The following is a 24,153-nucleotide window of genomic DNA, read 5'->3' on the forward strand; positions in this document are numbered from 1 at the left end:
AAGCATCATGGCACAAATCAATCCTTACATCCATTTTAACGGCAATGCCGAAGAAGCGTTTACATTTTACAAATCGGTTTTTGGCGGCGAGTTTGCAACCGTAACCCGTTTTAAAGATATGGGTTTCGAAAATCTGCCTATTGGCGAAGAGGAAGCAAACAACCTTATGCATATTGCATTGCCTATCGGCAACAACAGTATGTTGATGGGAAGTGATACCCCTTCCTTTATGGGCAAGCATAACGAACAGGAGAACAGGAGTAAAATTTCAATTATGGCAGAAAGCAAAGAGGAAGCAGATCAGCTGTTCAATGGTCTTTCTGCCGGCGGACAAGTTGAAATGGCGATGGCCGATAGTCCTTGGGGTTCGTATTTTGGCATGTTCAGAGATAAATACGGCATTGAATGGATGATCAATTACGATCAGCAACCACGTTAATTCATCCGCAACAACAAGTTGCTATACATACAAAAGCCTTCCAACCGGAAGGCTTTTGTATGTTCTATTGTAGGATGAATTAATAATCCACTTTCATTTCAACCCTGCGGTTGGCAGCTCTGCCTTTTGCAGTTTTATTGCTGGCAATGGGTTGTGTATCGCCATAGCCTTTGTACATAATACGGTCGGCAGCAATACCCTTGCTGATGAAGTAATCGGCAACAGCTTTCGCTCTGCGTTCGCTCCACATCAGGTTACGGTCTGGAGTACCAAGGTTATCAGCATGTGCACTGATGCTGAGTTTAAGTGATGGGTTCTGTTGCAGCACGGTTACCACTTCGTTCAGTGAAGCATATGATTTTTTCAGGATCACATCACTCGCAAACTGGAAGAAAATATTCTTTGCTGCAAACTCGATCTTCTGTTTTACTTCCTGTTTAATTTCAGGACAACCATTGTTGGCAAGAATACCGGCTTCGTTGGGGCATTTATCCTGCTCATCATTTACACCATCCTTGTCGCTGTCGGGTATGGGGCAGCCATTGTAACGTTGCAGGCCTGCCACATCTTTACATTGGTCATCTTTATCAGCAACAGCATCATTATCACTATCCGGACAACCATTGAGTGTTCCTTTATCGTTCGGGCATTGATCGTCTTTATCTGCCACGCCATCGTTATCACTATCCGGGCAACCGTTCAGGGTTCCTTTATCGTTCGGGCATTTGTCATCCTTATCAGCAACACCATCTCCATCCGAATCAGGACAACCATTGACGGTGCCTTTTACGGCCGGGCATAAGTCGTTTGCATCTGCAAATCCATCACCGTCAGCATCCGGCGGCAACACCGGTTCAACAGGTATGGGATCAACAGGAATATCTTTTACTTTCTTTTTGCCAAATGGAAAATCCTGCGCAAAGCTGATGCTGTAATGCAGGTAATCGTTGTTGATGCCACTGCTTATTTTTTTACGCCATTGCGCCTGCGTAAACAGGTAAGCACCTTGTTTAAAACGAAATTGCAAGCCTGCACCAAGTGGTGCGTAAATAGCAAACTGCCCCGGAAAATAACCCATGCCAATACCTGCGGTTAAAAATGGATTAACGGGCGATGTTTCTTTGAATGCACGTAGATGCAGCAGCCCATCGAGCTGGGTAGAAAAACCAGCCTGGCCAATGGTATCATCTTTTACAAAGTTGGAAGGGAAGTTGGAAAAAGTTCCGGTGAGGTTGCCCGAAAAATCGAGTTTATCGGTTAAGCCACGCCAGTAACTTACACCAATGCACAGCGACATGCGGCCTGCTTTGTGCCAATCGTTGCGGTTAAATGTTTTGTTTGATGCGGAATCTTTAATGTAGCCCGGTAATTCGTAATCGGAAAGACTGATGTTGTACGACAGCAGTTCCTGTTTCTTGGATGTTGGTTGTTGGGCATCTGCACTAATTACAAACAGTAAGAGCGCAGCAGTTAGTAAAAGGGTTTGGTTCATAGAAATCAATTAACTGCTAAATTAACGTTCCGTTGCCGATTATGGTATAAAATCAGTTTGTTTTTGTGTGTAAATCAGGAGTTTTTTTATAGGAATTGTCAATTTGCTAACGTACATTTAAGTAGCTCTTTGATGAAATATTATTCCTCACTTTTAAAACTGTTTCCCATGGTTTCAACAGACACAACACAGCTCAACAGGGAATGCAGCTCCTGGAGGGAGCAACTGCGTTCCTACCGTAACGAAATGAGTCAACTGAGAGATCAGCTGCAACTCATGGCCAGCGGAGAAAAAGACAAAGATGTCCTTACCGAAGTGGAACATTATCACAACCAATTTTACATTCAGCAGATCAATATCCACGATCTGAAACAAGCCATTAAATCGCACGACCGGCGATTGCAAATGGAAGAAATGCGACCGGCAGGTCAACCATCTCCCGAAACACTACAGGAGCACGAAGAACTGCACGACCAGTACGAAGTGTTAGAACACACACTCAACGAACTGCGTAGTGAGTTTATGCATTTTATGGCGAAGGCATAACTGCAGTTTATTTGTAAAAGAACACCTCACTCTTCCCTTTCAGTCACCCTTCAATTCTATCTGTATCCATCTGTAGATCTTCCTGCAGCACCATGCGGGCAGGATATTATTTACATTATAAAAATTGAATGTTATGGCAGACTTTGATACCTCACATGTAAAAAACATTGTCTTGCTGGGCCATGCCGGCTCCGGTAAGACAACATTAGCGGAAAGCATGCTGTATGAAGCAGGCATTATTAACCGCCGTGGCACTATTGCCGAACGCAATACTGTTGCCGATTACCACGAACTGGAGCAGGAGAGAGGCAACTCCGTTTTTTCGAAGTTATTACACAGCAAATGGCGTGGTTATAAAATCAACATTCTTGATACGCCGGGTTACGACGATTTTGCAGGCGAAGTTATCAGTGCGCTTCGTGTAGCTGATACCGGTGTAATGTTATTGAATGCAGCACATGGTGTAGAAGTAGGAACAGACATTATTTGGGAGTATACCGAAGAGTTTAAAACCCCAATGATTTTTGCGGTAAACAAACTGGATGAAGAAACCGCCGATTTTGATAAAACAGTTGCCGAAGCCAAAGCGCATTTTGGATCGAATATCACCGTGGTACAATATCCACGTCAGCAAGGAGCAGGCTTTCATGAAATTATTGATGTACTCCGCATGACGATGTACAAGTTTAAAGATGGTGGTGGTAAACCGGAGAAATTAGCCATACCGGATGATGAAAAAGAAAAGGCCGATCTGCTGCACAAAGAATTGATTGAAGCCGTTGCAGGAAATGATGAAACACTGATGGAGAAGTACTTCGATAAAGGCGAACTGGATGAAGATGAAATTAAAGAAGGCATGAAAAAAGCCATGATTCATCACGATCTGTTTCCGCTGTTCTGTTTGTCTGCCGAACGTAATATGGGAAGCGGACGATTGATGGGCTTTATCGATAATGTTTGTCCCAGTGCAAATGAAATGCCGCCGCAAACAACCAAAGCTGGCAATACCTTGCCATGCGATGCGAATGGAGCCGCCTGCATATTTGTATTTAAAACAGTAACCGAGCAACATGTTGGTGAACTGTCGTTCTTTAAAGTATATAGCGGTACAATTAAAACAGGCATGGAGCTGGTAAACGAAAACACTGGTGTAAGCGAAAAAATAAATCAACTGTTTGTGGTTGAAGGCAACAAGCGTACTCCTGTAAACGAGTTGGTTGCGGGCGATATTGGCGCAACATTGAAGCTGAAGAACACGCATGTCAACAATACCCTGCACGAAAGAGGTAAGGATATGGAATTGATGCCGATTGTTTTTCCTGCATCCAATCTTACCATGGCAATTGAAAGCACTAAGAAAGGTGAAGAAGAAAAGCTGGCAGCTGCCTTACACGAACTACGTAACGAAGATGCTACGTTTAAAGTAGAAGTATCGCCTGAGTTGAAACAAACGCTTATCCATTGCCAGGGCGATATGCATTTGGCTGTTGCTAAATGGAAAATTGAAAACCTGCATAAACTTGATGTGAAGTTTACACGGCCACGCATACCTTTCAGAGAAACTATTCGCAAGAGTGCAGAAAGCATGTATCGGCATAAAAAGCAAAGTGGTGGCAGCGGCCAGTTTGGTGAAGTGCATTTGCGCATTGAGCCCTGGTACGAAGGAATGCCCGAGCCCGATGGTTTAAACGTACGTGGTAAAGAAACACATGCTTTGCCTTGGGGCGGTAAGCTGGTGTATTATAACTGTATCGTTGGTGGAGCTATTGATCAGCGTTTTCTTCCATCTATTCTCAAAGGTGTAATGGAAAAAATGCAGGAAGGTCCGTTAACGGGCTCGTTCGTGCGTGATGTACGTGTAAGTGTGTTCGATGGAAAAATGCATGCGGTTGACAGTAACGATATCTCATTTAAAATTGCCGGACTGCAGGCATTTCGCCAGGCATTTCAACAGGCCGATCCGCAATTGCTGGAACCCATGTATCATGTAGAAGTATTGTGTCCTGAAGATTTAACCGGTGCTGTTATCGGCGATCTGCAAACACGCCGTGCAATGGTGGAAGGCATGGATACCGAAGGTCATTTTACCAAAGTGATAGCGAAAGTGCCCTTGGCCGAAATGCAGGATTACAGCAGCAACCTGCGTTCGTTTACACAAGGCCGTGCAAAATTCCGGATGCATTTCCTGGATTATGAAGCAGTGCCATTTGAAGTACAACGTAAACTGGCTGATGATTACAGCAAAGTAGCGAAGGAAGAGGTGATGGCTTAACACATCATACAACTCAAAAAAATCCTGCCCAACGGGCAGGATTTTTTTTACTCAATCCGGAACGATATTTTACAAACGCATCCGAAGGTTGTAACCTGTCCGTCTTTTACATGTGCTTTAATATCCTGTACATAAACCGAATCGATATTGCGAACGGTTTTCGATGCTTCGGCAACTGCCTGCCGTATAGCATCATCAATTCCTTTTTCTGAAGATGCAATCACTTCAATAATTTTTACTATTGGCATTGTCTTGTGTTTTAAAATGTTCAGGAAAATTGTTAACGCTGTTAAATTACTCTTTGCAGCCGTCGTTTACAAACAGTTGCATGTTTAACGTATTCTTTATCTGAGTTTTTGTAGTGAGGTAAATTTTGATACTAAGTACAACTACTTAGATTCGGAAAAAAGTCGGATAGAATGAGAGGGATTGCGTCAATACATACGTCTTAAGTGTGAACTTTGTATTGGAGTCTAAGCATGTCTTAATCGGCGACGATATTCTGTTTTGCCGGAACCCGAATCAGCAAACTGTTTATTAGAGATAAGTGTAATCATTTGTTTTTTGAAATACAACAAATGGTTGAAATCTATTTTATCAGAACCCGGCGTAAATGGATTTATCCGTAAACGCATAAAAATAAATTATGGTTATTGCAGAATTACCCAGATTGGAAGATGTACGATTAGCAGAGCTTGAAATGTACAACCTGCTGGATACAGCACCAGAGAAAGAGTTTGACGAATTGCGAGAGTTGGCTGCAGAAATTTGTAATTGTCCTGTATCGTTGATTACTTTAATTGATAAAGACCGGCAATGGTTTAAATCAAAACAGAATATTGACGAAACAGAAACTCCCCGTGATGTTGCATTTTGTGCACATGCTATACTTAGTAACGAAGTAATGATTGTGGAAGATGCTGCGAAAGATGTCCGTTTTTTTGATAATCCTCTTGTAACAGGTCCCTTAAATATCCGGTTTTATGCAGGCGCCCCGATTGTATCGCCAGCCGGGCATAACCTGGGTACAATTTGTGTTATTGATCAACAACCAAGGGTACTAACCAAGCAACAGGAACGGGCATTAACGATTCTGTCGCACCAGGTAACCCAATTGCTGGAGCTGCGGTTGAAATCGAATCTGATTTTGAAGCGGGCAAAAGATTTGATTGCACTGAATGAGGAATCTGCAACGGCGCTCATTAAACAAAAAGATGAGGAGAGTTTGTTTGTTGCAAAACAACTGCATGAAAATATTGCACAAGACCTTGCAACTGTTCGTCTTTACCTGAATATGCTGCAAACGGATGGAGCAAAACAGAGCGATCTTATTACTGTTGCTGAAAAAGCGCTTTCGCAGGCTTTGGCTAATGTAAAGGACTTGTCTTATGGTTTCAGCCCTACAACACTTGAAACGTCCGATCTGCATCAGTTATTAGAAAATCTTATTGCTACTCACCGTACTTCCGATACCACTATTAAGCTGGATGTAACAGGTTATATTTCTTTGGTATCTTTTTTACAAGCACTCAGCTGCACCCGTATTGTTGAAGCCTGGCTGGATGTTTTGTTTCAACAAAAAGATCTGCGTATTGTACATGTAAAGCTGGAAGTTGGTAGCGATATCCGTTTAACAATAATCGATGATGCCGGCAGACGTTCTTTTGAAGAAAGAGAAAAAGAACTTTTTATTCATTCATTGTATTACAGGGTTGTTGCATTGAATGGCCGTGTTCGCTTTGTTGAACCGGCAGAGGGGTTTAATGAACTGCATATTCTGTTGCCGCTATTGCAACAATAACAGCAATGTTCTGTTGCCGTTTAATCTCTGAACTCCTGCGAAATCATCAGTCCGTTTTTACCACCATCCACAATGCCGATTCCTACACGTTTGAATTTAGCATTTAAGATAGCTTCCCTGTGCAGCCTGGAGTGCATTAACCCGTTGTGTGCTTTGCTGAGCGTTGCTGCATATGCCAGGTTTTCGCCTGCAAGGTTGTAGTGAATGCCTGCTTTCTTCATCCGGTCAAAAGGATCTTTTCCGTCGGGTGTAATGTGCGAAAAATAGCCTCTGCGCAACATGTCTTCCGAATGTGCTCTTGCAACTTTACGTAACGGTTCATCGGCTGTAAGCGGCTTTAACCCCCTTTGCTTTCGTTCTTTATTGAGCAGTTGCAGCATCTGGTATTCCAGATCGGGCCTGTGTTTAAAGTAAGATGTTGCATATACTTCTGCATTGCTGTTGCTGGTTGTTGCACTTGCTGTAACATTGGCAATACGGGGGCTCAGATAGTTCTCAGTAAGATTGATATAGGGCGCTGATGTACTGTATGCAAAACTGTTTTTTATTTCATTGCTGATGTTGCTGTCTGCTGTAAGTATAGCAATACGTGTACTTACTGCTGTAATGATAATGCCAAGGAATAAGCCCGGAATAATACCAGCAATCTTGTTTAGAATATGCGTGCTCTTCGTACGGTTTGTAGTTGTTGTTTGTTGCAGGAAAGAAAGCAGCAGGTACGTGAGCAGGAATAACGTAAACATGCACAAAGGCAAATAAAAATCCTGCAACAAAGGTTGGCCGGAAACATTGTTGCTGTTAAGATAGACGGGAAGTAATACTGCTGCTGCAGCCGCAAGTATCCACTTGCTTATTTCGCTCAGGATTTTTGTTGCGCCGATCTGAAAGCCAATCAACGCAGTAAGTAACAATACAAAGATTGTATAAACATCAACATAGTTCATAAGGTTACAAAGCAAAAAAGCGGCAACCGGAAAATGCCGATTGCCGCTGAAGTTTTAATTACTGGTTATTTTGTTTGTTATCGTATGTTTTACCAATACCATAACCTGCACCACCACCAACGACACCGCCAATAACAGCACCGGCTGCACGGTTACGTTTACTTACTACACCACCTACAATAGCACCACCTACACCACCAATAACTGCGCCCTTGGTAGCATTGCTCCATTTTTTACGGGTTGTTGTGTTATTCGATGTAGAAGTTGCCTGCTTCTGCACAACATATACTGTTTTTGTTTCTGCATTTTTCTTTGCTTCCTGTTGTTCTTTCCATTCCTGGAAAGCTGCAAATTCTGCCGAATCAACTGCTGACAATACTTTTGTTTGATCTGTTTCTGCTTTTGGTTTACATGCTGCCATAATTACCATTGCAGATAAAATTGTAAATAACTGTTTCATAACTTTTGCTTTACAGGTTAAGAAATTGGTTGCCTGTACAGCATCTTAAAAAAGCATGCCAGAAATTCTACAATTTGTTAATGCAATAAAAAAGCTACTGTCGAAACATTTGTAAATCAATGTTTACAGAGCAAAGCTTTTTTAACAAAGAGAGGGATCCGTCGTTTTATAATTGAAAGGAAACGGAGAGTAAACAGCCTTTGCCGGGCGATGAATCGATATGCATGTTGCCATTATATAATTGCAGGCGGCTTTGGATATTGCGAAAGCCCAGACCGGAACGGATCTTGTTTGTATCGAACCCGTTACCATTATCTTCAATTGAAATATGTGCAGCATTATTTTCGCACCACACATTCATTTCTATTTTTGAAGCGTTGGCATACTTGATAATATTGTTCAGTTGCTCCTGTATTACACGATAAGCCATCAGTTTTTGTTCATCGTTCATATCTGTTTCTGCCGAAGGATCTTCCGTAAAACTGAATTCGATATTTTTAATCCGTTTAATATCTGCCATCAGTCGTGTTACCGATTGCTTTAATGTAGTTGAATGGAAAGAAGGCGGCTTTATGCTTGAGGATAGTAAACGTATTTCCTGCTGTACTTCATTAATAAATTTTCTCGCCTGTTCGATCATGGTTACGTTGTTATCCATCTGCACATGCGTATTGCTGAGGTAAAGATTTACCACCGTTAACATTTGCGAAATATTATCGTGCAATTCTTCTGCCCAACGGTTCCGTTCGTTTTCCTGTGCTTTGATGATGGTAGATGCAAGACGATGTTTGTGTTTCAACTGCTGGTTATAATACTCAGCCTGCAGGTTACGCAGCTGTGTTATATCTCTTATTTCGCCTATCACACGTTTTAATACAGCTTCTTCGTTGCGGATAAGAAAAAGCGTACAGATAACCGTATAGTAATTGTTATCGCTGCCCAGGAGTTTAAATTCGGTTGTAAGTGTTTTTGCTGAAGAGCTAGTAGCTGTTGTGTATTCGGTACGTACTCTTTCTTTATCAGACGAGTGAATACGGTTGAATAGTACTTCCAGAAAACTGTTTTCTGCCAGTTCGTTGTGCGGCGTAAAGAAGGTCATTTTTTCGTTCATCTGTACTTCGTTGGTAACAAGATCGTAGTCGATCATACCACCGGGGTTAGTACTGTTTAAAGCTTCCACTTTTTGCTGTAACGAAAGTTTTTGTTTGTCTGTTTTTTGTAAGCGTTTGTATAAACGATGGCTGATATAAAACAAGAGTATGCCGGATAGAAGCACATAAGCAATTCCTTTTTTACTCTGCAGTTCCTGTAAAAGAATACTGTTGTTGCCAGCGATGTGTATAACTACTGTATCGCTCCACAGTATCCATATAATGCCCGTAACCAGGTACACAAACGTAATTGCAAAAGCGGGACTCAGGTTAACGAGTTGCAATTTTAACTTTGTAAACATAGAAGCAAAGGCCATAGTTCAGTGAATTGAGGGTAAAAGTAACCGCACAAAAACAACGGCTTTATGAGCATTGTTTGTTTGCAGAGTGATGACAGTCATTCCAAATATGTTATAAAATAAAATTATATAAAAAATGCACTTCGCAGGAAGTGCATTTGCTGTAGGAGATTGCTGTATTAATCAAGTCCGCCTCTGCGGGTGGGCTTTGTTTGTACCGGCCATTTACCGGGTTCGCCTGTACGGGGATTAACAGGCAACACAATCCGTTCCCGTGAGGTTTTACTTTCATCTTCACAAGCCATATAAATAAGAATAGCGGTGAGGATGGCATTGTTCTGTACATCATCAAACACAATCTTATCATAGGTATCCCGGTTGGTATGCCAGGTGTATGAACCATACGACCAGCTGTTTGAACTAAGTGAGAAGGCGGGTACACCTGCTGCAACAAACGATGCATAGTCGGAACCACCGCCACCGGGACTTCCGGGGAATCTTGTTTCAATATGTTGGCGGATGCTGTTGGGTACTGCTGCCAACCAGCGGCCAATATAATCGTACGCATGTAAAAAGCCCTGGCCCGAAATGTTGACTACACGCCCTGTACCATTATCCTGGTTGAACAAAGCCTGTATGTTAGGAATAATTTCAGGATGGTCTTCTACAAATGCACGTGAGCCATTTAGCCCTTGTTCTTCACTTCCCCAATGGCCAACGAGAATAGTGCGTTTTGGATTGGGATAAACCAGTTTCAGAATACGCATTGCTTCCATCATCACCAATGTTCCGGTACCGTTATCTGTTGCACCCGTTCCGCCATCCCACGAATCGAAGTGTGCAGAAAGCATCACATATTCATTCGGTTTTTCTGTTCCTTTCATTTCTGCAACGGTATTATAAGTTGGCACAACGCCGTTTTCTTTCGAATCGGCACGCACACTTATTTTAGGCGTGTTTCCTGCTTCTGCCAAACGAAAAAGTAAACCATAATCTTCCAAAGCCAGATCGATGGTTGGAACTTTTTTGGTGTAGGCACTAAAGATTTTATTTACACCAAACCCGCTCGACCAATTGCTCATTACCACACCAGCTGCTCCAGCATTTTCCAACGCAACCGGCAATGTGCGTGTAGTGTATCCTGTTTTTGCAATGCGCTTGCGCCATGCTTCGGTTAAATCTGCACGTTCCTTTTTCATTTTTTCAAACGATTCTTTGGTTGCAAATTCTTCCCAGTTATAATCAGGACGGCCGGTAGGCTGGCTCATCGAAATCAATACAAACTTTCCTTTTACGTTAGGCAGCCATTGTTGAAAGGCAATTGAATCTGCCAGATCTGGAATAATGATTACATCGGCAGTAACAGTTTTACCATTGGTACCCGGGCTCCACGCAAGCTGCATACCTTCCAATGTTTTTACACGGGGCAACACCATATCAACATGTGTAATACCACGCTGCCAGCCACGCCATTCGCCCCATTTTTCGTTACGTGCTGTAATGCCCCAGCTTGTATATTTTGCAACTGCCCAATCGTGTGCCTGTTGCATTTGCGGACTGCCAACCAAGCGTGGCCCGATGCCATCCATCAGTTCCAGTCCTAATTTTTTTAAATGTGAATTTTCGGTAGCCTCCTTTACAATACGGCTTACCATTGCAGAATCTTTCTGTTGTGCAAACGCAGTTGAGCCAAGCAGCAGCAAAGCAAAAAATAAACGAATCATGTTGATGCAGTTAAATGTTTTTACGAATGTTCCGAAAATAACAAAATGATTGCTTAGCGGATATTCGTTTACTGCAGAATGTGATGAGTGGAAAATGTTAGCCGGCAGTAACAATTACTTTTTGCTGCAGGGTTTTGCCGTCAACTGTAATACGTAAAACGTACAAACCGGGTTGCCACGATGAAGTTCCGTTAATAAGAATGCTGTTACTGCCTTTTGTTACAGTTTGTTTGTGTGTATGAATGATGGCGCCCGATGAATGTATGAGTTGGAAAACAGCAATATCTGTTTGCGGTACCGATAATTGAACTGTCATGCGGTTGCCTGCAACAGGATTCGGGTTTACACTTGCCTGCAAAAGGAGAGCGTAGTTTATTTTTACAGATTGTATTTCGCTGTATGTTACCTGCCCGTTTTTGTTGGTTATTTTTAAACGGTAAAAAATGTTATTGCTGTTGAAATTTGTAACCGCATCTGTAAATATATAATCAGCTGTTTCAGTATTTGCGGTTGCAGCTATGTCGTTGATTGCAGCAAAATGTTGTCCGTTTAAGCTTCTTTCAACAGTTATTGTTTTCGCATAATTGTTATTTGTAATCTTCCAGTTTAGTTCAACCGCCTGTTCTCTGTTGCGGGCAGTAAATGAAAGTAATGATGCGTTGAGCACTGCACAGCTGCCTCCCGGCGCAATAACAATATTGATGGTATCCCGTCCGTTTTCGCCACAGCCGCTCAGTAATTCCTGTGTAACAATGTAAGTGCCGGGCTGATCAACCGTAATAGTTGTACCAGTTGTTGAGCCTACAATCCGCCCATTGGTTGTACTCCACGAATAAGTTGAAGTGGATAAAGGATTTCTTACCGATAAGTTGCTGATGAACTGTTGCGAACAAAGAGCCGGAAAGTCGGCTGTAGCATCCACACTGGCAACTGATCGGAAACTGAACGGAGCAACAAAGTCACTTAGACTTGATGTAAACGACGTAGATGTTCTTGTTTTAACCAAAACTTTCCCGAATGCAAGATTACACATGGAGCCATTTGTAAAGGTCATGGGGTCGAGACCCAATCTTGAAAGGTTTACCGAAAACTCCATGAACTGAACAGGATCATAAGTTGTAACCGGCAGGTTACTGCTGTTGAGGTTGCCAAACGGGCCAGACCATACTGATGCAGAATTTTGCAAGCCTTGGTAAAAGTTACCTCCTGTTTTTGGTACAATACCGGCATAGCCATACGTAGCATTGTTGCCATCGCCATCAAAGGTGCCTGTCCAGCTGAATGCCTGTGGCGTTACAGTGGGTAAAGCAGTTTTCTCAATCCATATCCTTGCTTCAATAGCAGTCAAGCCTGATGTGCCATACTCTGCAGTAAAAATGATATCACCCAATTGCGTTATCTGACCGGATGCATTGAAGCGCCAGGTGGAGTGTCCGAAATCGGGACCATACTTTGTAAATGTTCCGGTGCTGCGGTTATATGTAATATCGGTTTGGTATAATTCAAAGTCGAAATAACGATCACCGGTAGTACCCAAAATACCTACGCCACCAAAAAAGAACAATGAGTCTGCGGAAGTGGGACCATCTCTGCGAACATGCAGAAACACTTCTGTAATGTCATTTTTTGAAGGAACAGGCGATACAACGGAAGACCATAGCTGTGGACTCATTCCGTTTTTTAAACCGCCCGGAAAACCGGTTGTGTCGGTTGCTCTATGATCTCTTACAAATGTTGCATCATAAAAAATACGGTTGTTGACGGTGCTTAAAACAGGGTACCGCATACCTCTTGCAAAGGAAGCAAAGCGGGAAGATGGATTGGATGTATATGTACTGTAAATAGCAGCAGCGCCTGTTGTATCAATTACAAAAACACCGGTACCTGCATCTGCATTGCTGAACCAATCATCGTTACCGGAAAGTACTGCTCCATTAAAAAAGTTGTGACGAAGATCTGCATCAAGTCCAAAATTAGCCCTTACCATCGGGGTGGTAATTTGCGCCGAAATGAATAACGGCAACAAGAGAACAATATGCATTGCTATCTTTTTCAGAGGGATTGGATTTCGGTAACATAAAGGTACAACGGGTTTTTACCAAGGGTAATTTCGAGGTAACCTGTTTACGGCACTTAAGGGTTTGTATTTAGCTGTTGTGCGATGTTTCTTCAGGGGCAATACATGCTTTTATTAGCGGATATTTCGTAAGATTGATTGTACGATATGTGGGGCATGTTCTCTTGAATTTTCAATAAAGAGTCGTGAGGTGTTCATGCCGCCGCAAATAACACCTGCCAGGTAAACGCCGGGTACATTGGTTTCATGTGTTTCCTCGTTGTAATGCGGTTTACGTACTTCATCATTCGATAACGTAATACCGATCTTTTCAAGAAATGATAAGTTGGGTTGATAACCGGTAGCTGCAATTACCCAATCGTTGGGAATAGTTTTGAGGCCTTCGGGTGTTTGAATAATGACTTCGTGTTGCTTTATTTCAACAATGGAAGATTCGTAATATGCTTTGATGGAACCTTCTGCAATACGGTTCACAACATCCGGACGTACCCAGTACTTCACCCGTTCGCCCACTTCTTTTTCACGGATCACCATGGTTACATCGGCACCTTTGCGCCATGTTTCCAATGCAGCATCTACTGCCGAGTTATTAGCTCCAACAACAATTACTTTTTGAAATGCGTAGAAGTGCGGGTCTTTGTAGTAGTGTGTAACTTTTGGTAAGTCTTCGCCTTTTACATTGAGCAGATAGGGGATATCATAAAAGCCGGATGCAATGATGATATGATCGGCTGTGTAGTTTTGTTTGCTTGTTTGTATGCTGAATTTGGTTGCAGTTTTTTCAACTGTATATACTTCTTCAAACAAGTTGATGTTGAGTTTATACGCAACGGTTACTCTTCTGTAATACTCCAATGCTTCAGCTCTCGTTGGTTTTGGGTTGACGGATACGAATGGTACATCACCAATTTCCAATCGCTCGGAAGTGGAGAAGAAGGTCATGTTAGCAGGGTAGTTGTACAACGAATTCACCAAACAACCTTTTTCCAGAATAACATAAGACAGGCCCGCTTTTTTTGCTTCAATACCGCAAGCCAAACCAATAGGCCCGCCGCCGATGATGATGATGGAGTAATGTGTTGTTTGCATGAGGAGCAAAGATAGGGAGGGAAACAGCAGGGTTGCCAACCTTCCGCTATGCAAAAAAACTGACTTACAAATCCGGATTAGGTTTCGCTTCTCTTCTGCTTCCGCTATACAATTCATATTCCAGCAAACGGCAATCAATAGTGCTGTTGTAAAATTCAATTCTGCGTTTTGCTTTCAGCCCGATTTTTTTTGCCAACTCCATATTGCCGGTAAAGATGTAACCATAATAACCACCGCAATGCTGCTTCATAAAATCGCCGATACGTGCATAGGTTGCTTCCAGTTCTTTAATGTCGCCTAACCGTTCACCATATTCAGGATTGATCATCATCACACCTTTTGCATCCGGCGGTACTTCTGTTTTTGCAAAATCGCAAACTGTAAAATTGATGAGCTTTTGTACACCCGCTGCAATGGCATTCTTCTTTGCATTTTCAATCGCTTTCGGATTATAATCAGTCGCAATAATTTTTAATCCCGGCACATCAACAATTTGTTCTTCGAGTAATGCATCCTCTTGTTGATACACTGTTTCATCGTAACCCTGCACATGCATAAATGCATAGTTGGTGCGGTACAAACCCGGTCTACGGTTAGTTGCGATCAATGCTGCCTCTATCGCCAATGTACCCGAGCCACACATGGGATTGATGAAAGGTGAAACACGATCCCAAACAGTGGCGTAAATAGTTGCGGATGCTAAGCCTTCCAGCATTGGCGCAAGTCCGGGAATCTTTCGATAGCCATGTCTTGCCAACGAATCACCTGATGTATCAACAAAAATTTCTGCTTCTTCGTTTTTCCAAAAGAGGTGAATCACAGTGCCGGTTAATTCTGCACCTGTTGATGGGCGTGTGCCACGCTTTTCTCTGATGCGGTCAACAATGGCATCCTTCACACGAAGGTTGGCAAACATGCTGTTGTTGATGGTGGGATTGTTGACATTACTCGTTACTGAAAAATAACCGGGATTGGGTAAAATGTTTTCCCATTGAAAATTCTTCAACGCATTGTAAATATCATCGCCATCCTGTGCAGTAAATTGTTTTAAACTGTACAACACCTGGCTGGCACAACGCAGATTTAAGTTGAGCTTGATACAATCATTAATGGTACCCTGCAGCTTCACACCGGTAACAAATGTTTCTTCAATTGTAAAACCCAGTTCCAGCACCTCTCTTTCTAAATAGGGCGCAATACGCTTATGGCAGGTTATGGTGATGGTGGAAGAAGTAGTAAATAAATTCATATTGAATAAGGTTTAGGGTAGAAGCAGTAAGGTATAAGGAAGGCAATGCATCGTTTTGAACCTGTATTGCCCTATGCCTTTCGCCTTATGCCTATTTCGCAACGGCAATTTTCACTTTCTTCCCCTTTATCTTTTCGTCTTTAATAAGGTTGAGTGTGTGATTGGCTTTTATTTTCTTCACAGCTACAAACGCAAAAAAATCTTTCACTTCAATTAAGCCGATATCTTCTTTTTTTAAATCGCCTTTGTTACTGAGGAAACCAACAATATCAATTTTATTCACCTTGTCTTTTTTACCCGCAGCAATAAACAAGGTTGTCCATTTTGGTTTTTCGGGAATCTCTGCTTTTTCGGGCAATGTAATTTCTTCGGCATCAGCAGGAATGTAAGCAGGCATTGTTTCATCCGGACCAAGAATAACAATAGCAGTACCACTTGCTTCCATACGTGCGGTGCGACCGTTGCGATGTGTGAACGCATCTTCGGTATGCGGTAAATGATAATGCACAATGTAACGGATGTTGGCAATGTCTAACCCACGTGCAGCAAGATCGGTTGTTACCAACACATTCGATGTGCCGTTGCGGAATTTGCACAAGGCTGCATCACGGTCACGTTGTTCCATGGCGCCATGATAAAACACATTCACAATATCACGTTCCTTCAATAAGGCGCTTGTACGTTCAACTGCTTCCCGATGGTTGCAGAATACAATTGTTGAACGGTTGCCCAGCATACAGATCAAACGGAACAGTGTTTCAATTTTATCTTTCTCTTCGCTTTGCAGTATCTGTATCGCAAGACCTATATCATTCTCTTCTTTGCTGCCTAAAAAATCGATGGTGTACGGTTGCTGCAAACCAACAAAGGCAGGAATCTCTTCCATCTTTGTTGCAGAAGTTAACATGCGTTGCTCAATGTTGGGCAACGAACCGATGATGAACGACATCTCTTCCTGGAAACCCAGCTCCAGCGATTTGTCAAACTCATCCAGCACCAATGTTTTAATGGAAGCTGTTTGAATATTTTCTCTGCGGATATGATCGGCCAGTCGGCCCGGTGTGCCAATCAACAGTGCGGGTGCCTGTATCAGGTTGTTTTCTTCAATTTCCCGTTTGTGCCCGCCATAGCAGCAGGTAACTTTTAAATTGAGTTGTAAACTTTTAAATACCGTTTCAATCTGCATGGCCAGTTCACGTGACGGCACAATGATGATGGCCGTTGTTACAGTTGGGTTTTGTTTTAACTGTTCAACCAATGGCAACAGGAATGCCAATGTTTTACCACTGCCTGTGGCCGAAAGTAAAATGAGATCTTTATGTTTTGCTGTGGCTTCCAACGCAGCTTCCTGCATTGGGTTGAGCGCTTTGATGTTGAGATTGCTGAGCGCATCTTTCAGCCAGCCGGGTTGTTGTTGCATAGCGGCGAAGGTAGGTAATTGTAGGGGAGTGTGGTATCTCCGTCTGACGCCCTCGTCTGACGGAAGAAGAGGGGAACTATGTGCTTTAAGCTTTCCTCTTACAGATTATCTTTATCAGTTGACGAAACTTCGAATGAACTTACTTTTATTTTTGAGTTGTAGCTATATCTTCAATGACTGAAAGGCTTAAAATATCAATCGAGAATCTTTACAATATTTTCTCCAAATATCAAGGCAACCCAGGCATGACGGGGAGTTCTTTGTATGAAAGCTTAGACGAATGGAATAAGTCTTTATTTTCCAAGCCTCTTCAATACTTATCGAGCGAAGATCTTGCTCTGTTTGCAGGCAAAGTTATTTCAACATGGGGCGATACGAACGATTTTAAACATTTCTTACCGAGGCTGTTTGAACTAACAGCACTCTTTGATACACCGTATGATGTTTGGATCTTGTATCAAAAGCTTAAGGATGCAAACTTTCAAAGATGGGACATAGAGGAGCAAAATGCAGTGAATGATGTCAGCATTGCCATGTGGGATAATTTGCTAAATGACAACAGCGAAAAAGCCGAATGGGAGTTTAGTGATTATTTTGCATCACTGGCGCATTTCTATCCTGACTTCAATAACTTGACTGAACTTTGGTTGTTGAATGACTCCTTCAGTTCTATTAAGAATTTAGTAATCTATGTCTATGAAGAGGCATACAATCTTTTTCAGAAACATTATATCCGGGGAAATATGAAAAGCACACGCAACATCATTGCATTTAAAAACTGGCTACTATCTGATAGTGTGATCGAAAAATTGACAAATGCTTTCTATCAATATGAAAGTACAGAATTGGCTGAAAAAATTTCATGGACTATTAAAATACTTGAAAACGAAAAGTACAACTCTGTTTAGTTCAGTTGTTCAAGTATAATCACTATTTAGCACAAGCGTTACGTTTGTGCTCTCGTCAATCGAAACAAAAAAATGGCGCAAGCGAGACGCTTGCGCCAACTACAATCATCTTTCATTACTTCCTAACAGCAGCCTGCATATCAGCTGTAAAAATGGTTGCCAGCAAACGTCCTTGCGGAGCTTCTTTGGAAGAGTAGTAAAGTGATACCGCAGCAGTACCTGCTTTTTTCTGCGAAGCAAGAATATCTTTTACCGCTACAGTAATAGCAAAGTTTTTTCCTTCGCTGTTATTAAACTGCCAGTGCTTCACCACTTCCTGTCCGGCTTTTTTTAATTCCAGTACACGGTTCTTGCCTGCCATGCCGCAGTGGTAATATTTTACCTGCAGTTCCTGTTGTGCTGCATTCAGTTGAATCTGTTTCACCTGCTTCATTTCCTGGTTAAATTGTTGCAACACCAGTTTGTTGTCAATATAAATTTCAAAACCCTCGCCACCTGTAGTGCGAAACGAGTAGAGGAGCGTGCTTGCTGCAAGCAACAGTACTGCGGTTAACATTGCTTTTCTGATCATGATTGAAAGGTTTTTAAATGAAAAGATCGTTTAACAGAACAAAGGAACACAGGCTTTTTTCGGTAGCTATATTTCTTTGACGAAGCTGCATTGTTGCTTGATGTATTGCAGTTGTACAACTTTCCGATTTTCTTATTCACTCATTTCTCTTCATCTTCGCAATCGTAAATTTTAAATAAGACGAATTATGCGCATCGAAGATTTTTTAAACAAACTCCGCAGCAATCCCGAAAGCATTGCTTTTACAGATACGATTGAAGTAATTGACAGCAATTACAATTTTACACCCGTACGTTTTACCAACGGTACTGCAGTAAACGAAGCCGGTACCAATTCCGGCTCCTGCAAGTTATTCTCTTTTGCACAGCTGCAGGGCCTGAGCAAAGAAGAAACACTGGCCTGCTTTGGTGATTACTATCGAATAGATGTTCTGCAAAATCCGGAGTCAACCAATCATGCTAATATTCGCAATTTCATGGTTACAGGATGGGAGGGCGTCAGCTTCGATGCAGACGCTCTGCAGACAAAATAGAAATGACGTTAGCCCCTACGTTTGGCGTGTCTGTGTTTTTTTCAAACAAACTGCGCCGTCATGTCGAGGTTACGAAACATCTCAGCAATTTCAACCTGTCGAACAATAATCGAAAGGGAAAGTGCAGCACGCTGCATGTTGGGAGATTTTTGCTTCACCGAATTAAGTACACTCCAATAGAAAGGAGATCATGCATTTCTAAAACTTACAATCGTTATCTTTGCTTTTCAATTTAATTGCCACATGAAAGAAGTATATGTTATCTCGGCCGTTCGTACACCCATGGGTAGTTTCGGCGGCAGTTTTAAAAGTTTAACCGCTACACAGTTAGGCGCCATTGCTATTAAGGGTGCTTTGCAAAAGGCAGGTGTTGATGCAGCTCTGGTAAATGATGTGTTGATGGGGTGCGTAATACAGGCTAACCTCGGCCAGGCACCAGCCCGACAAGCGGCAAAGTTTGCCGGCTTACCCAACGAAGTAAATTGTACAACTGTAAATAAAGTATGTGCCAGTGGCATGAAAGCGATTGCGCAGGCTGCACAAAGCATTTTGTTGGGCGATGCAGATATTGTGATTGCCGGTGGTATGGAAAGCATGAGCAACGTCCCCTTTTATGTAGACAGTTTGCGTTGGGGAAATAAATATGGTAATACAAATATGATTGATGGTTTAGCCAAAGATGGCTTAACCGATGTGTACGATGGCAAGGCGATGGGCAACGCTGCTGAGTTGTGTGCAAAAGAATGTGGCATCAGCAGAGAAGAGCAGGATGCATTTGCAATCGAAAGTTATAAACGCTCACAGGCAGCGTGGGAAAAAGGATTGTTTGATAACGAAATTGTTCCGGTTGAAATTCCGCAACGCAAGGGTGATCCTGTTGTGTTTGCAAAAGATGAAGAACCGTACAATGTAAAGTTTGACAAGATTCCTACACTCAATCCTGCATTTATTAAAGACGGAACTGTTACCGCAGCAAATGCAAGTACCATGAATGATGGTGCTGCTGCGTTGCTGTTGATGAGTAAAGAAAAAGCAGAAGAGCTGGGTTTGAAGCCCATTGCAAAAATTAAGTCGTATGCCGATGCTGAGCAGGTACCGGAATGGTTTACCACAACTCCTGCATTGGCTGTTCCAAAAGCAGTTGCGAAAGCAGGGTTACAAATGAGCGACATCAGTTATTGGGAACTGAATGAAGCATTTGCAGTTGTTGGTATTGAAAACAGCAAGCGTATGCAACTCGATCCAACGAAGGTAAATGTGCATGGTGGCGCAGTATCATTAGGCCATCCGTTGGGTGCAAGTGGTGCACGTATCATCGTTACACTCATCAATGTGTTAAAAGCAAACAACGCAAAGTATGGTGCAGCAGGTATTTGCAATGGTGGTGGCGGAGCAAGTGCAATGGTGATAGAAAATGTATAGCAAGAATAGTAATAAAAGCGTACCTTCATTTTTTTTTTTGAAGGGACGCTTTATTTTTATCAGTCACAATTTCACATTATACTTCTGCATTACTTCTTTTAGTAAGTCAAAGCGGTAATGAATGTCGTGTTTCTGTTCGAGCAGTTTAAAATCGTCCGGTTTAGGACGTTTGTTATTCTCAAATAGAGCAGCTAGCTCCTGCATATAATCTTCATGTCCGCCGGGTATACATAGATCAATTGTTTTAGCCGGAACTGAGCCGCTATTCCAAAACGTATGTACAACTCCTTTCGGTCGTAAATGCCAGCCGCCTGCTTTTACTTCTGTTACCTCGTTACCTGTCATAATAAAAACAGTTCCTTCAAGTACCCTGCAAATTTCATCGAAGGATGTATGGTAGTGTGGCGGAGCTCCCAATTCGCCGGGTTGAATCGTTGATTCCCACGATGCAAGATGATTTGATGTTTGATTCTTATTTAGTTTAAACGTGATCTGCATATCACCTACCATTCCGTGTATACCGCCACCGGGTGGTATGTAAATCGAAGTTGGATCTTCGGGAATAGGATGTTCTGCAAAGCCAAACGAGGGTAATAACGCTGCCCCTAAACTAAAGCTTGCAAGTTGCTGCATTAATCTGCGTCGGTTAATGAGAGATTGATTCATGTAAAAAGATTGTACACAAATCTATTGTGCTGGTGCCGCTGCGAATAGTACAAAGGCGACATCTTATATTTTAATGTTGGCTTGCAGGCGAAGAGGTGTGGCTGTTAATTCATCTTCCAGAAATCGTGGAGTAACTCCTGCAAATTCTTTGAAGTCACGGATCAGGTGCATTTGGTCAAAATAGCCGCTGCTGTAGGCAATGGATGTCCAGCTGAGTTGTTGCTGACTTTCTTTTAAACGATATGCTTTCGAGAAACGCACCAGCCTTGCAAATAATTTAGGCGATAATCCAATACGTTCGTTGCAGGTGCGTTCGAACTGGCGAAGACTCAGACATGAAAGCGAAGCGGTGCTTTCCATACTCATCGTACCGCCCGATTTTACAAGTTCTTTCATAGCCATATCAAACGGCAGCAGTGTTTTAAGCTTGTCTATTTTGCTTATTAAAAAAAGCTCAACAATGTTTTTCATATGTTGCCAACTGTTGGCCTCTTTTAACTGCTGATTGATACTGCTGATCTCCGCATCGCTGAATAATAAAGCTGCATCAACATCCTCATCAAAAAAATGTTTCATGGGTATACCCAGCAACCTGAATAATCCACCCGGATGGAAAGACACACAAAGCATCAGGTGATTTTTTCCCATCTCCAGATTTACTCTTGTAAGTTGCGGGCCAACGATAATGCTTGGGGCTTTCTTAGTGAAAGCTGCTGTGCCAAGTTTTTGCGTTTGTACAGGATCATTAATATAAAAGTAAATGCAGTTTTGCGGTGTGGGTGGAAAAGGGCAGATGACAGATTGCTTAATGTGATTCAGATCTGCTTCAACGATCATAATGTTGCTGACGAAATCCTGAAGTGCAGGATGTGGTATGTGAAATTTTTGATGCAGCAGATGTTGTTTCTGAAAAAGTACGATTTTTTCTCTGTCTAGTTTCAAGTTAAATGCCTGTATACTTTTCTGAAATAGGAAGCCAACGTTAACCAACGGGTTTTTAGAATCGTTTTTTATTTGCAACTATGCAAGTGTTACATTTACAGCATTGCAAGTATTTAATTTTCTTACGTGTACGTTAAACGGGTCGTTTTTCTTTTATTGGCTTTCAGTTGCAGGATCATGTTATCTGCCCAGGCAGTACCAACCGATTCGTTAAAGACGGCAGCTGCATCTTCAGAAAAAGATATTATTGATGTGCTGAAAAAAATAGCAGGGTTACATGTGTCTACTAAGTCCGATGATATGAAGCCGGGCGATAAACCTGTTTTTTCCGTTTTGCCTGCTGTTGGGTACACGCTGCAAACACGTTTGGCCGCAATCATTTCAAGCAACGTTGCATTTTATGCAGGTGCCGATCCGAAAACACCGGTTTCTGTTATCAATGCGGCGGCTTACTATACGCAGAACAAACAGTTTACGGTTCCGCTGCAGGTGAGTGTTTGGAACAGTAAGGGAACCTACAACCTGCTTAGCGATATCCGTTATATGAAATATCCGCAAAGCACATTCGGGCTTGGCAGTAACGCTTCGTTGACCAATGAAGATCCGTTGGACTACCAGTATGTTCGGGTATACCAATATGTGTTACGGAAAATCAGTGGTCATCTGTCGGCAGGAATTGGTTATAATCTGGATCATTACTGGAAGGTTTCTGAAAAAGGACTTGCAAGTGGTGCACAGTCAGAATTTGCGCAATATGGTGCAGCAAGCAAAGCAACTTCTTCCGGTTACTCAGCGCATCTTTTGTTTGATGACAGGAAAAATCCCATCAACGAAAAAAAAGGAACACTGATGTTGATATCCTACCGTAATAATGTTACGTGGATGGGCAGCAACAGTAACTGGCAGTCGCTTACTGCAGATGTAAGGAAATTTATTTCGCTGGATAAATCCTCAAAAAATATCCTTGGTTTTTGGCTTTACAGCTGGATGATTCTGGATGGTAAACCTCCTTATCTCGATCTGCCATCAACAGGCTGGGACAGGGTTACAAATACAGGACGTGGATTTATTCAAGGGCGTTTCCGTGGCAAGAACATGTTGTATGCAGAATCGGAATACCGCTTCAATCTTACACGTAATGGTCTGTTAGGTGCGGTGTTGTTTGCCAATGCTCAAAGTTTTTCAACTGCAGCTTCATTAAAGCTTCAGAAAGTGCAACCGGCTGCAGGGTTGGGTATCCGTATCAAGCTCAATAAAAAAAGCGATACGAATGTTGCCATTGATTATGGTTTTGGTACGCAGGGAATGCGTGGGTTGTTTGTAAATATCGGCGAAGTGTTTTAGCTTTTTTGTGCCACACACATCCAGTCCCAAGGATAAGGTTCTTCCAGCCATTTAGGAGGATTGTGAAATTCTGTTTTCCAGGTGTAATTGATTTTTTCAATACGGTCAACCGTAAAACCTTCAAGCTTCAGTAAAAGTTCCAGTTCTTCTTTGAGATAATGTTTAGTGGGTACATTGTCGATATCGGTTACACCTTGCCTGATGTTTTTTGCCAAAGCATACGCTTTTTCTACCGATTCAATTTTTTCTTTATTCTCGTCATCTACATTCCACCTGTTGGCAATAATGCCGGCATAGAGTTTCGATTCCAATGAGGGAACAACCAATATAAGTGTACCATTGCCGTTTAAACTCAAGTCAAGCGCCTGGAAAAAATTGATACGTTTTTTCAGGCTGTCGGTTAAGATAGCGTTGATGCAAACAACCACATCGCAGGGTGTTACTGTGAGCGAGTAGGCACTCATATCCATCCGCTGGTAGTCAACATTAGGATAATCCTTGCATCGATCTTTTGCAATATCCAGGTTAATAGCAGATATGTCAGTTGCAACCACATGCTTAAATGCAGTGGCCAGCAAGGGAATCCATTTGCCAATGGCACAACCGATGTCCATTACTGTTTTTTCTTTTGAAGCAGCCGTTTCAATAGCATCAATAATTTTTCCGCTTTTGTCGTTTTGCAGTACATCAAAAATTTCTTCGTTATAGTTTGGCGCAATACGTTCCCAATATTGTCTGTTCATGTTAAAGAGTAATCGTTGTTTTAAAGATATATTTTTCTTGTTGTAAAACATTTGCAGAAATT

Annotated in this window: 22 protein-coding genes; 8 read left to right on the top strand and 14 right to left on the bottom strand. The window is 42.1% G+C overall.

What is annotated here, in order from left to right; translation table 11 throughout:
• Nucleotides 1-7 precede the first annotated feature (7 nt).
• On the top strand, nt 8-439 hold the full coding sequence (locus tag IQ13_RS15250; RefSeq protein WP_144887325.1) for a VOC family protein: 432 nt from the start codon (nt 8-10) through the stop codon (nt 437-439).
• 79 nt (nt 440-518) lie between these two features.
• Here the strand turns inward: IQ13_RS15250 and IQ13_RS15255 are convergent, their stop codons facing one another.
• A complete protein-coding gene (locus tag IQ13_RS15255; RefSeq protein ID WP_144887327.1) occupies nt 519-1,931 on the bottom strand; it encodes an OmpA family protein in 1,413 nt (470 codons plus the stop codon).
• A 168-nt stretch (nt 1,932-2,099) separates the two neighbouring features.
• On the opposite strand from IQ13_RS15255, the gene IQ13_RS15260 reads away from it, so the two are divergent.
• Both IQ13_RS15260 and fusA2 read left to right on the top strand, forming a co-directional pair.
• Complete coding sequence (locus IQ13_RS15260) at nt 2,100-2,477, top strand: hypothetical protein (RefSeq protein ID WP_144887329.1); 378 nt, start codon at nt 2,100-2,102, stop codon at nt 2,475-2,477.
• 133 nt (nt 2,478-2,610) lie between these two features.
• On the top strand, nt 2,611-4,749 hold the full coding sequence (gene fusA2 / locus IQ13_RS15265) for an elongation factor G2 (protein ID WP_144887331.1): 2,139 nt from the start codon (nt 2,611-2,613) through the stop codon (nt 4,747-4,749).
• Between the two features lie 47 nt (nt 4,750-4,796).
• Here the strand turns inward: fusA2 and IQ13_RS15270 are convergent, their stop codons facing one another.
• Nucleotides 4,797-4,997 carry a dodecin family protein gene (locus IQ13_RS15270; protein ID WP_129129525.1) on the bottom strand — a complete coding sequence of 67 codons (201 nt, stop codon included), beginning with the start codon at nt 4,995-4,997 and terminating at the stop codon, nt 4,797-4,799.
• 398 nt (nt 4,998-5,395) lie between these two features.
• Here IQ13_RS15270 and IQ13_RS15275 point away from each other — a divergent pair, with 398 nt between their 5' ends.
• Entirely contained in the window at nt 5,396-6,550 is a 1,155-nt protein-coding gene (locus tag IQ13_RS15275) for a GAF domain-containing protein (RefSeq protein ID WP_144887333.1), read from the top strand.
• Nucleotides 6,551-6,570: 20 nt separating this feature from the next.
• Here IQ13_RS15275 and IQ13_RS15280 read toward each other — a convergent pair whose 3' ends face one another.
• From IQ13_RS15280 to IQ13_RS15315, 8 genes are all read right to left on the bottom strand, one after another.
• On the bottom strand, nt 6,571-7,494 hold the full coding sequence (locus tag IQ13_RS15280) for a CAP domain-containing protein (protein WP_144887335.1): 924 nt from the start codon (nt 7,492-7,494) through the stop codon (nt 6,571-6,573).
• 58 nt (nt 7,495-7,552) lie between these two features.
• Nucleotides 7,553-7,954: a YMGG-like glycine zipper-containing protein gene (locus IQ13_RS15285; protein ID WP_144887337.1), complete on the bottom strand. Its 402-nt coding sequence runs from the start codon at nt 7,952-7,954 to the stop codon at nt 7,553-7,555.
• A 166-nt stretch (nt 7,955-8,120) separates the two neighbouring features.
• Complete coding sequence (locus tag IQ13_RS15290; protein ID WP_158637411.1) at nt 8,121-9,389, bottom strand: sensor histidine kinase; 1,269 nt, start codon at nt 9,387-9,389, stop codon at nt 8,121-8,123.
• Nucleotides 9,390-9,583: 194 nt separating this feature from the next.
• Nucleotides 9,584-11,128: a M20/M25/M40 family metallo-hydrolase gene (locus IQ13_RS15295; RefSeq protein ID WP_144887341.1), complete on the bottom strand. Its 1,545-nt coding sequence runs from the start codon at nt 11,126-11,128 to the stop codon at nt 9,584-9,586.
• 97 nt (nt 11,129-11,225) lie between these two features.
• Entirely contained in the window at nt 11,226-13,169 is a 1,944-nt protein-coding gene (locus IQ13_RS15300; protein WP_144887343.1) for a T9SS type A sorting domain-containing protein, read from the bottom strand.
• Between the two features lie 150 nt (nt 13,170-13,319).
• Complete coding sequence (locus IQ13_RS15305; RefSeq protein ID WP_144887345.1) at nt 13,320-14,294, bottom strand: YpdA family putative bacillithiol disulfide reductase; 975 nt, start codon at nt 14,292-14,294, stop codon at nt 13,320-13,322.
• Nucleotides 14,295-14,358: 64 nt separating this feature from the next.
• The gene (locus IQ13_RS15310; protein WP_144887347.1) at nt 14,359-15,543 is read right to left on the bottom strand and encodes a THUMP domain-containing class I SAM-dependent RNA methyltransferase; all 1,185 of its coding nucleotides are present in this window, start codon (nt 15,541-15,543) and stop codon (nt 14,359-14,361) included.
• A 91-nt stretch (nt 15,544-15,634) separates the two neighbouring features.
• The gene (locus IQ13_RS15315) at nt 15,635-16,963 is read right to left on the bottom strand and encodes a DEAD/DEAH box helicase (protein ID WP_144887349.1); all 1,329 of its coding nucleotides are present in this window, start codon (nt 16,961-16,963) and stop codon (nt 15,635-15,637) included.
• Between the two features lie 173 nt (nt 16,964-17,136).
• On the opposite strand from IQ13_RS15315, the gene IQ13_RS15320 reads away from it, so the two are divergent.
• Nucleotides 17,137-17,871 carry a hypothetical protein gene (locus IQ13_RS15320; protein WP_144887351.1) on the top strand — a complete coding sequence of 245 codons (735 nt, stop codon included), beginning with the start codon at nt 17,137-17,139 and terminating at the stop codon, nt 17,869-17,871.
• A gap of 115 nt (nt 17,872-17,986) precedes the next feature.
• On the opposite strand, the gene IQ13_RS15325 is transcribed toward IQ13_RS15320, so the two are convergent.
• On the bottom strand, nt 17,987-18,442 hold the full coding sequence (locus tag IQ13_RS15325; RefSeq protein WP_144887353.1) for a hypothetical protein: 456 nt from the start codon (nt 18,440-18,442) through the stop codon (nt 17,987-17,989).
• 187 nt (nt 18,443-18,629) lie between these two features.
• On the opposite strand from IQ13_RS15325, the gene IQ13_RS15330 reads away from it, so the two are divergent.
• Together IQ13_RS15330 and IQ13_RS15335 are read left to right on the top strand one after the other, a co-directional pair.
• Nucleotides 18,630-18,974 (top strand): HopJ type III effector protein, encoded by a 345-nt coding sequence (locus tag IQ13_RS15330; RefSeq protein WP_144887355.1) that lies wholly within the window; start codon nt 18,630-18,632, stop codon nt 18,972-18,974.
• 243 nt (nt 18,975-19,217) lie between these two features.
• Nucleotides 19,218-20,396, top strand: a complete 1,179-nt coding sequence (locus IQ13_RS15335) for an acetyl-CoA C-acyltransferase (RefSeq protein WP_144887357.1) — start codon at nt 19,218-19,220, stop codon at nt 20,394-20,396.
• Nucleotides 20,397-20,459: 63 nt separating this feature from the next.
• Here the strand turns inward: IQ13_RS15335 and IQ13_RS15340 are convergent, their stop codons facing one another.
• Complete coding sequence (locus IQ13_RS15340) at nt 20,460-21,062, bottom strand: cupin domain-containing protein (RefSeq protein ID WP_144887359.1); 603 nt, start codon at nt 21,060-21,062, stop codon at nt 20,460-20,462.
• A gap of 63 nt (nt 21,063-21,125) precedes the next feature.
• On the bottom strand, nt 21,126-22,082 hold the full coding sequence (locus IQ13_RS15345; protein ID WP_317129343.1) for a helix-turn-helix domain-containing protein: 957 nt from the start codon (nt 22,080-22,082) through the stop codon (nt 21,126-21,128).
• A 99-nt stretch (nt 22,083-22,181) separates the two neighbouring features.
• On the opposite strand from IQ13_RS15345, the gene IQ13_RS15350 reads away from it, so the two are divergent.
• On the top strand, nt 22,182-23,348 hold the full coding sequence (locus IQ13_RS15350; protein WP_144887363.1) for a BamA/TamA family outer membrane protein: 1,167 nt from the start codon (nt 22,182-22,184) through the stop codon (nt 23,346-23,348).
• On the opposite strand, the gene IQ13_RS15355 is transcribed toward IQ13_RS15350, so the two are convergent.
• Nucleotides 23,345-24,091 carry a class I SAM-dependent DNA methyltransferase gene (locus IQ13_RS15355; protein ID WP_158637412.1) on the bottom strand — a complete coding sequence of 249 codons (747 nt, stop codon included), beginning with the start codon at nt 24,089-24,091 and terminating at the stop codon, nt 23,345-23,347. The two genes, IQ13_RS15350 and IQ13_RS15355, sit on opposite strands and share 4 nt — an antisense overlap.
• Between the last annotated feature and the right edge of the window lie 62 nt (nt 24,092-24,153).

The organism is Lacibacter cauensis (genome assembly GCF_007830055.1).
GTDB classification, from domain to species: domain Bacteria; phylum Bacteroidota; class Bacteroidia; order Chitinophagales; family Chitinophagaceae; genus Lacibacter; species Lacibacter cauensis.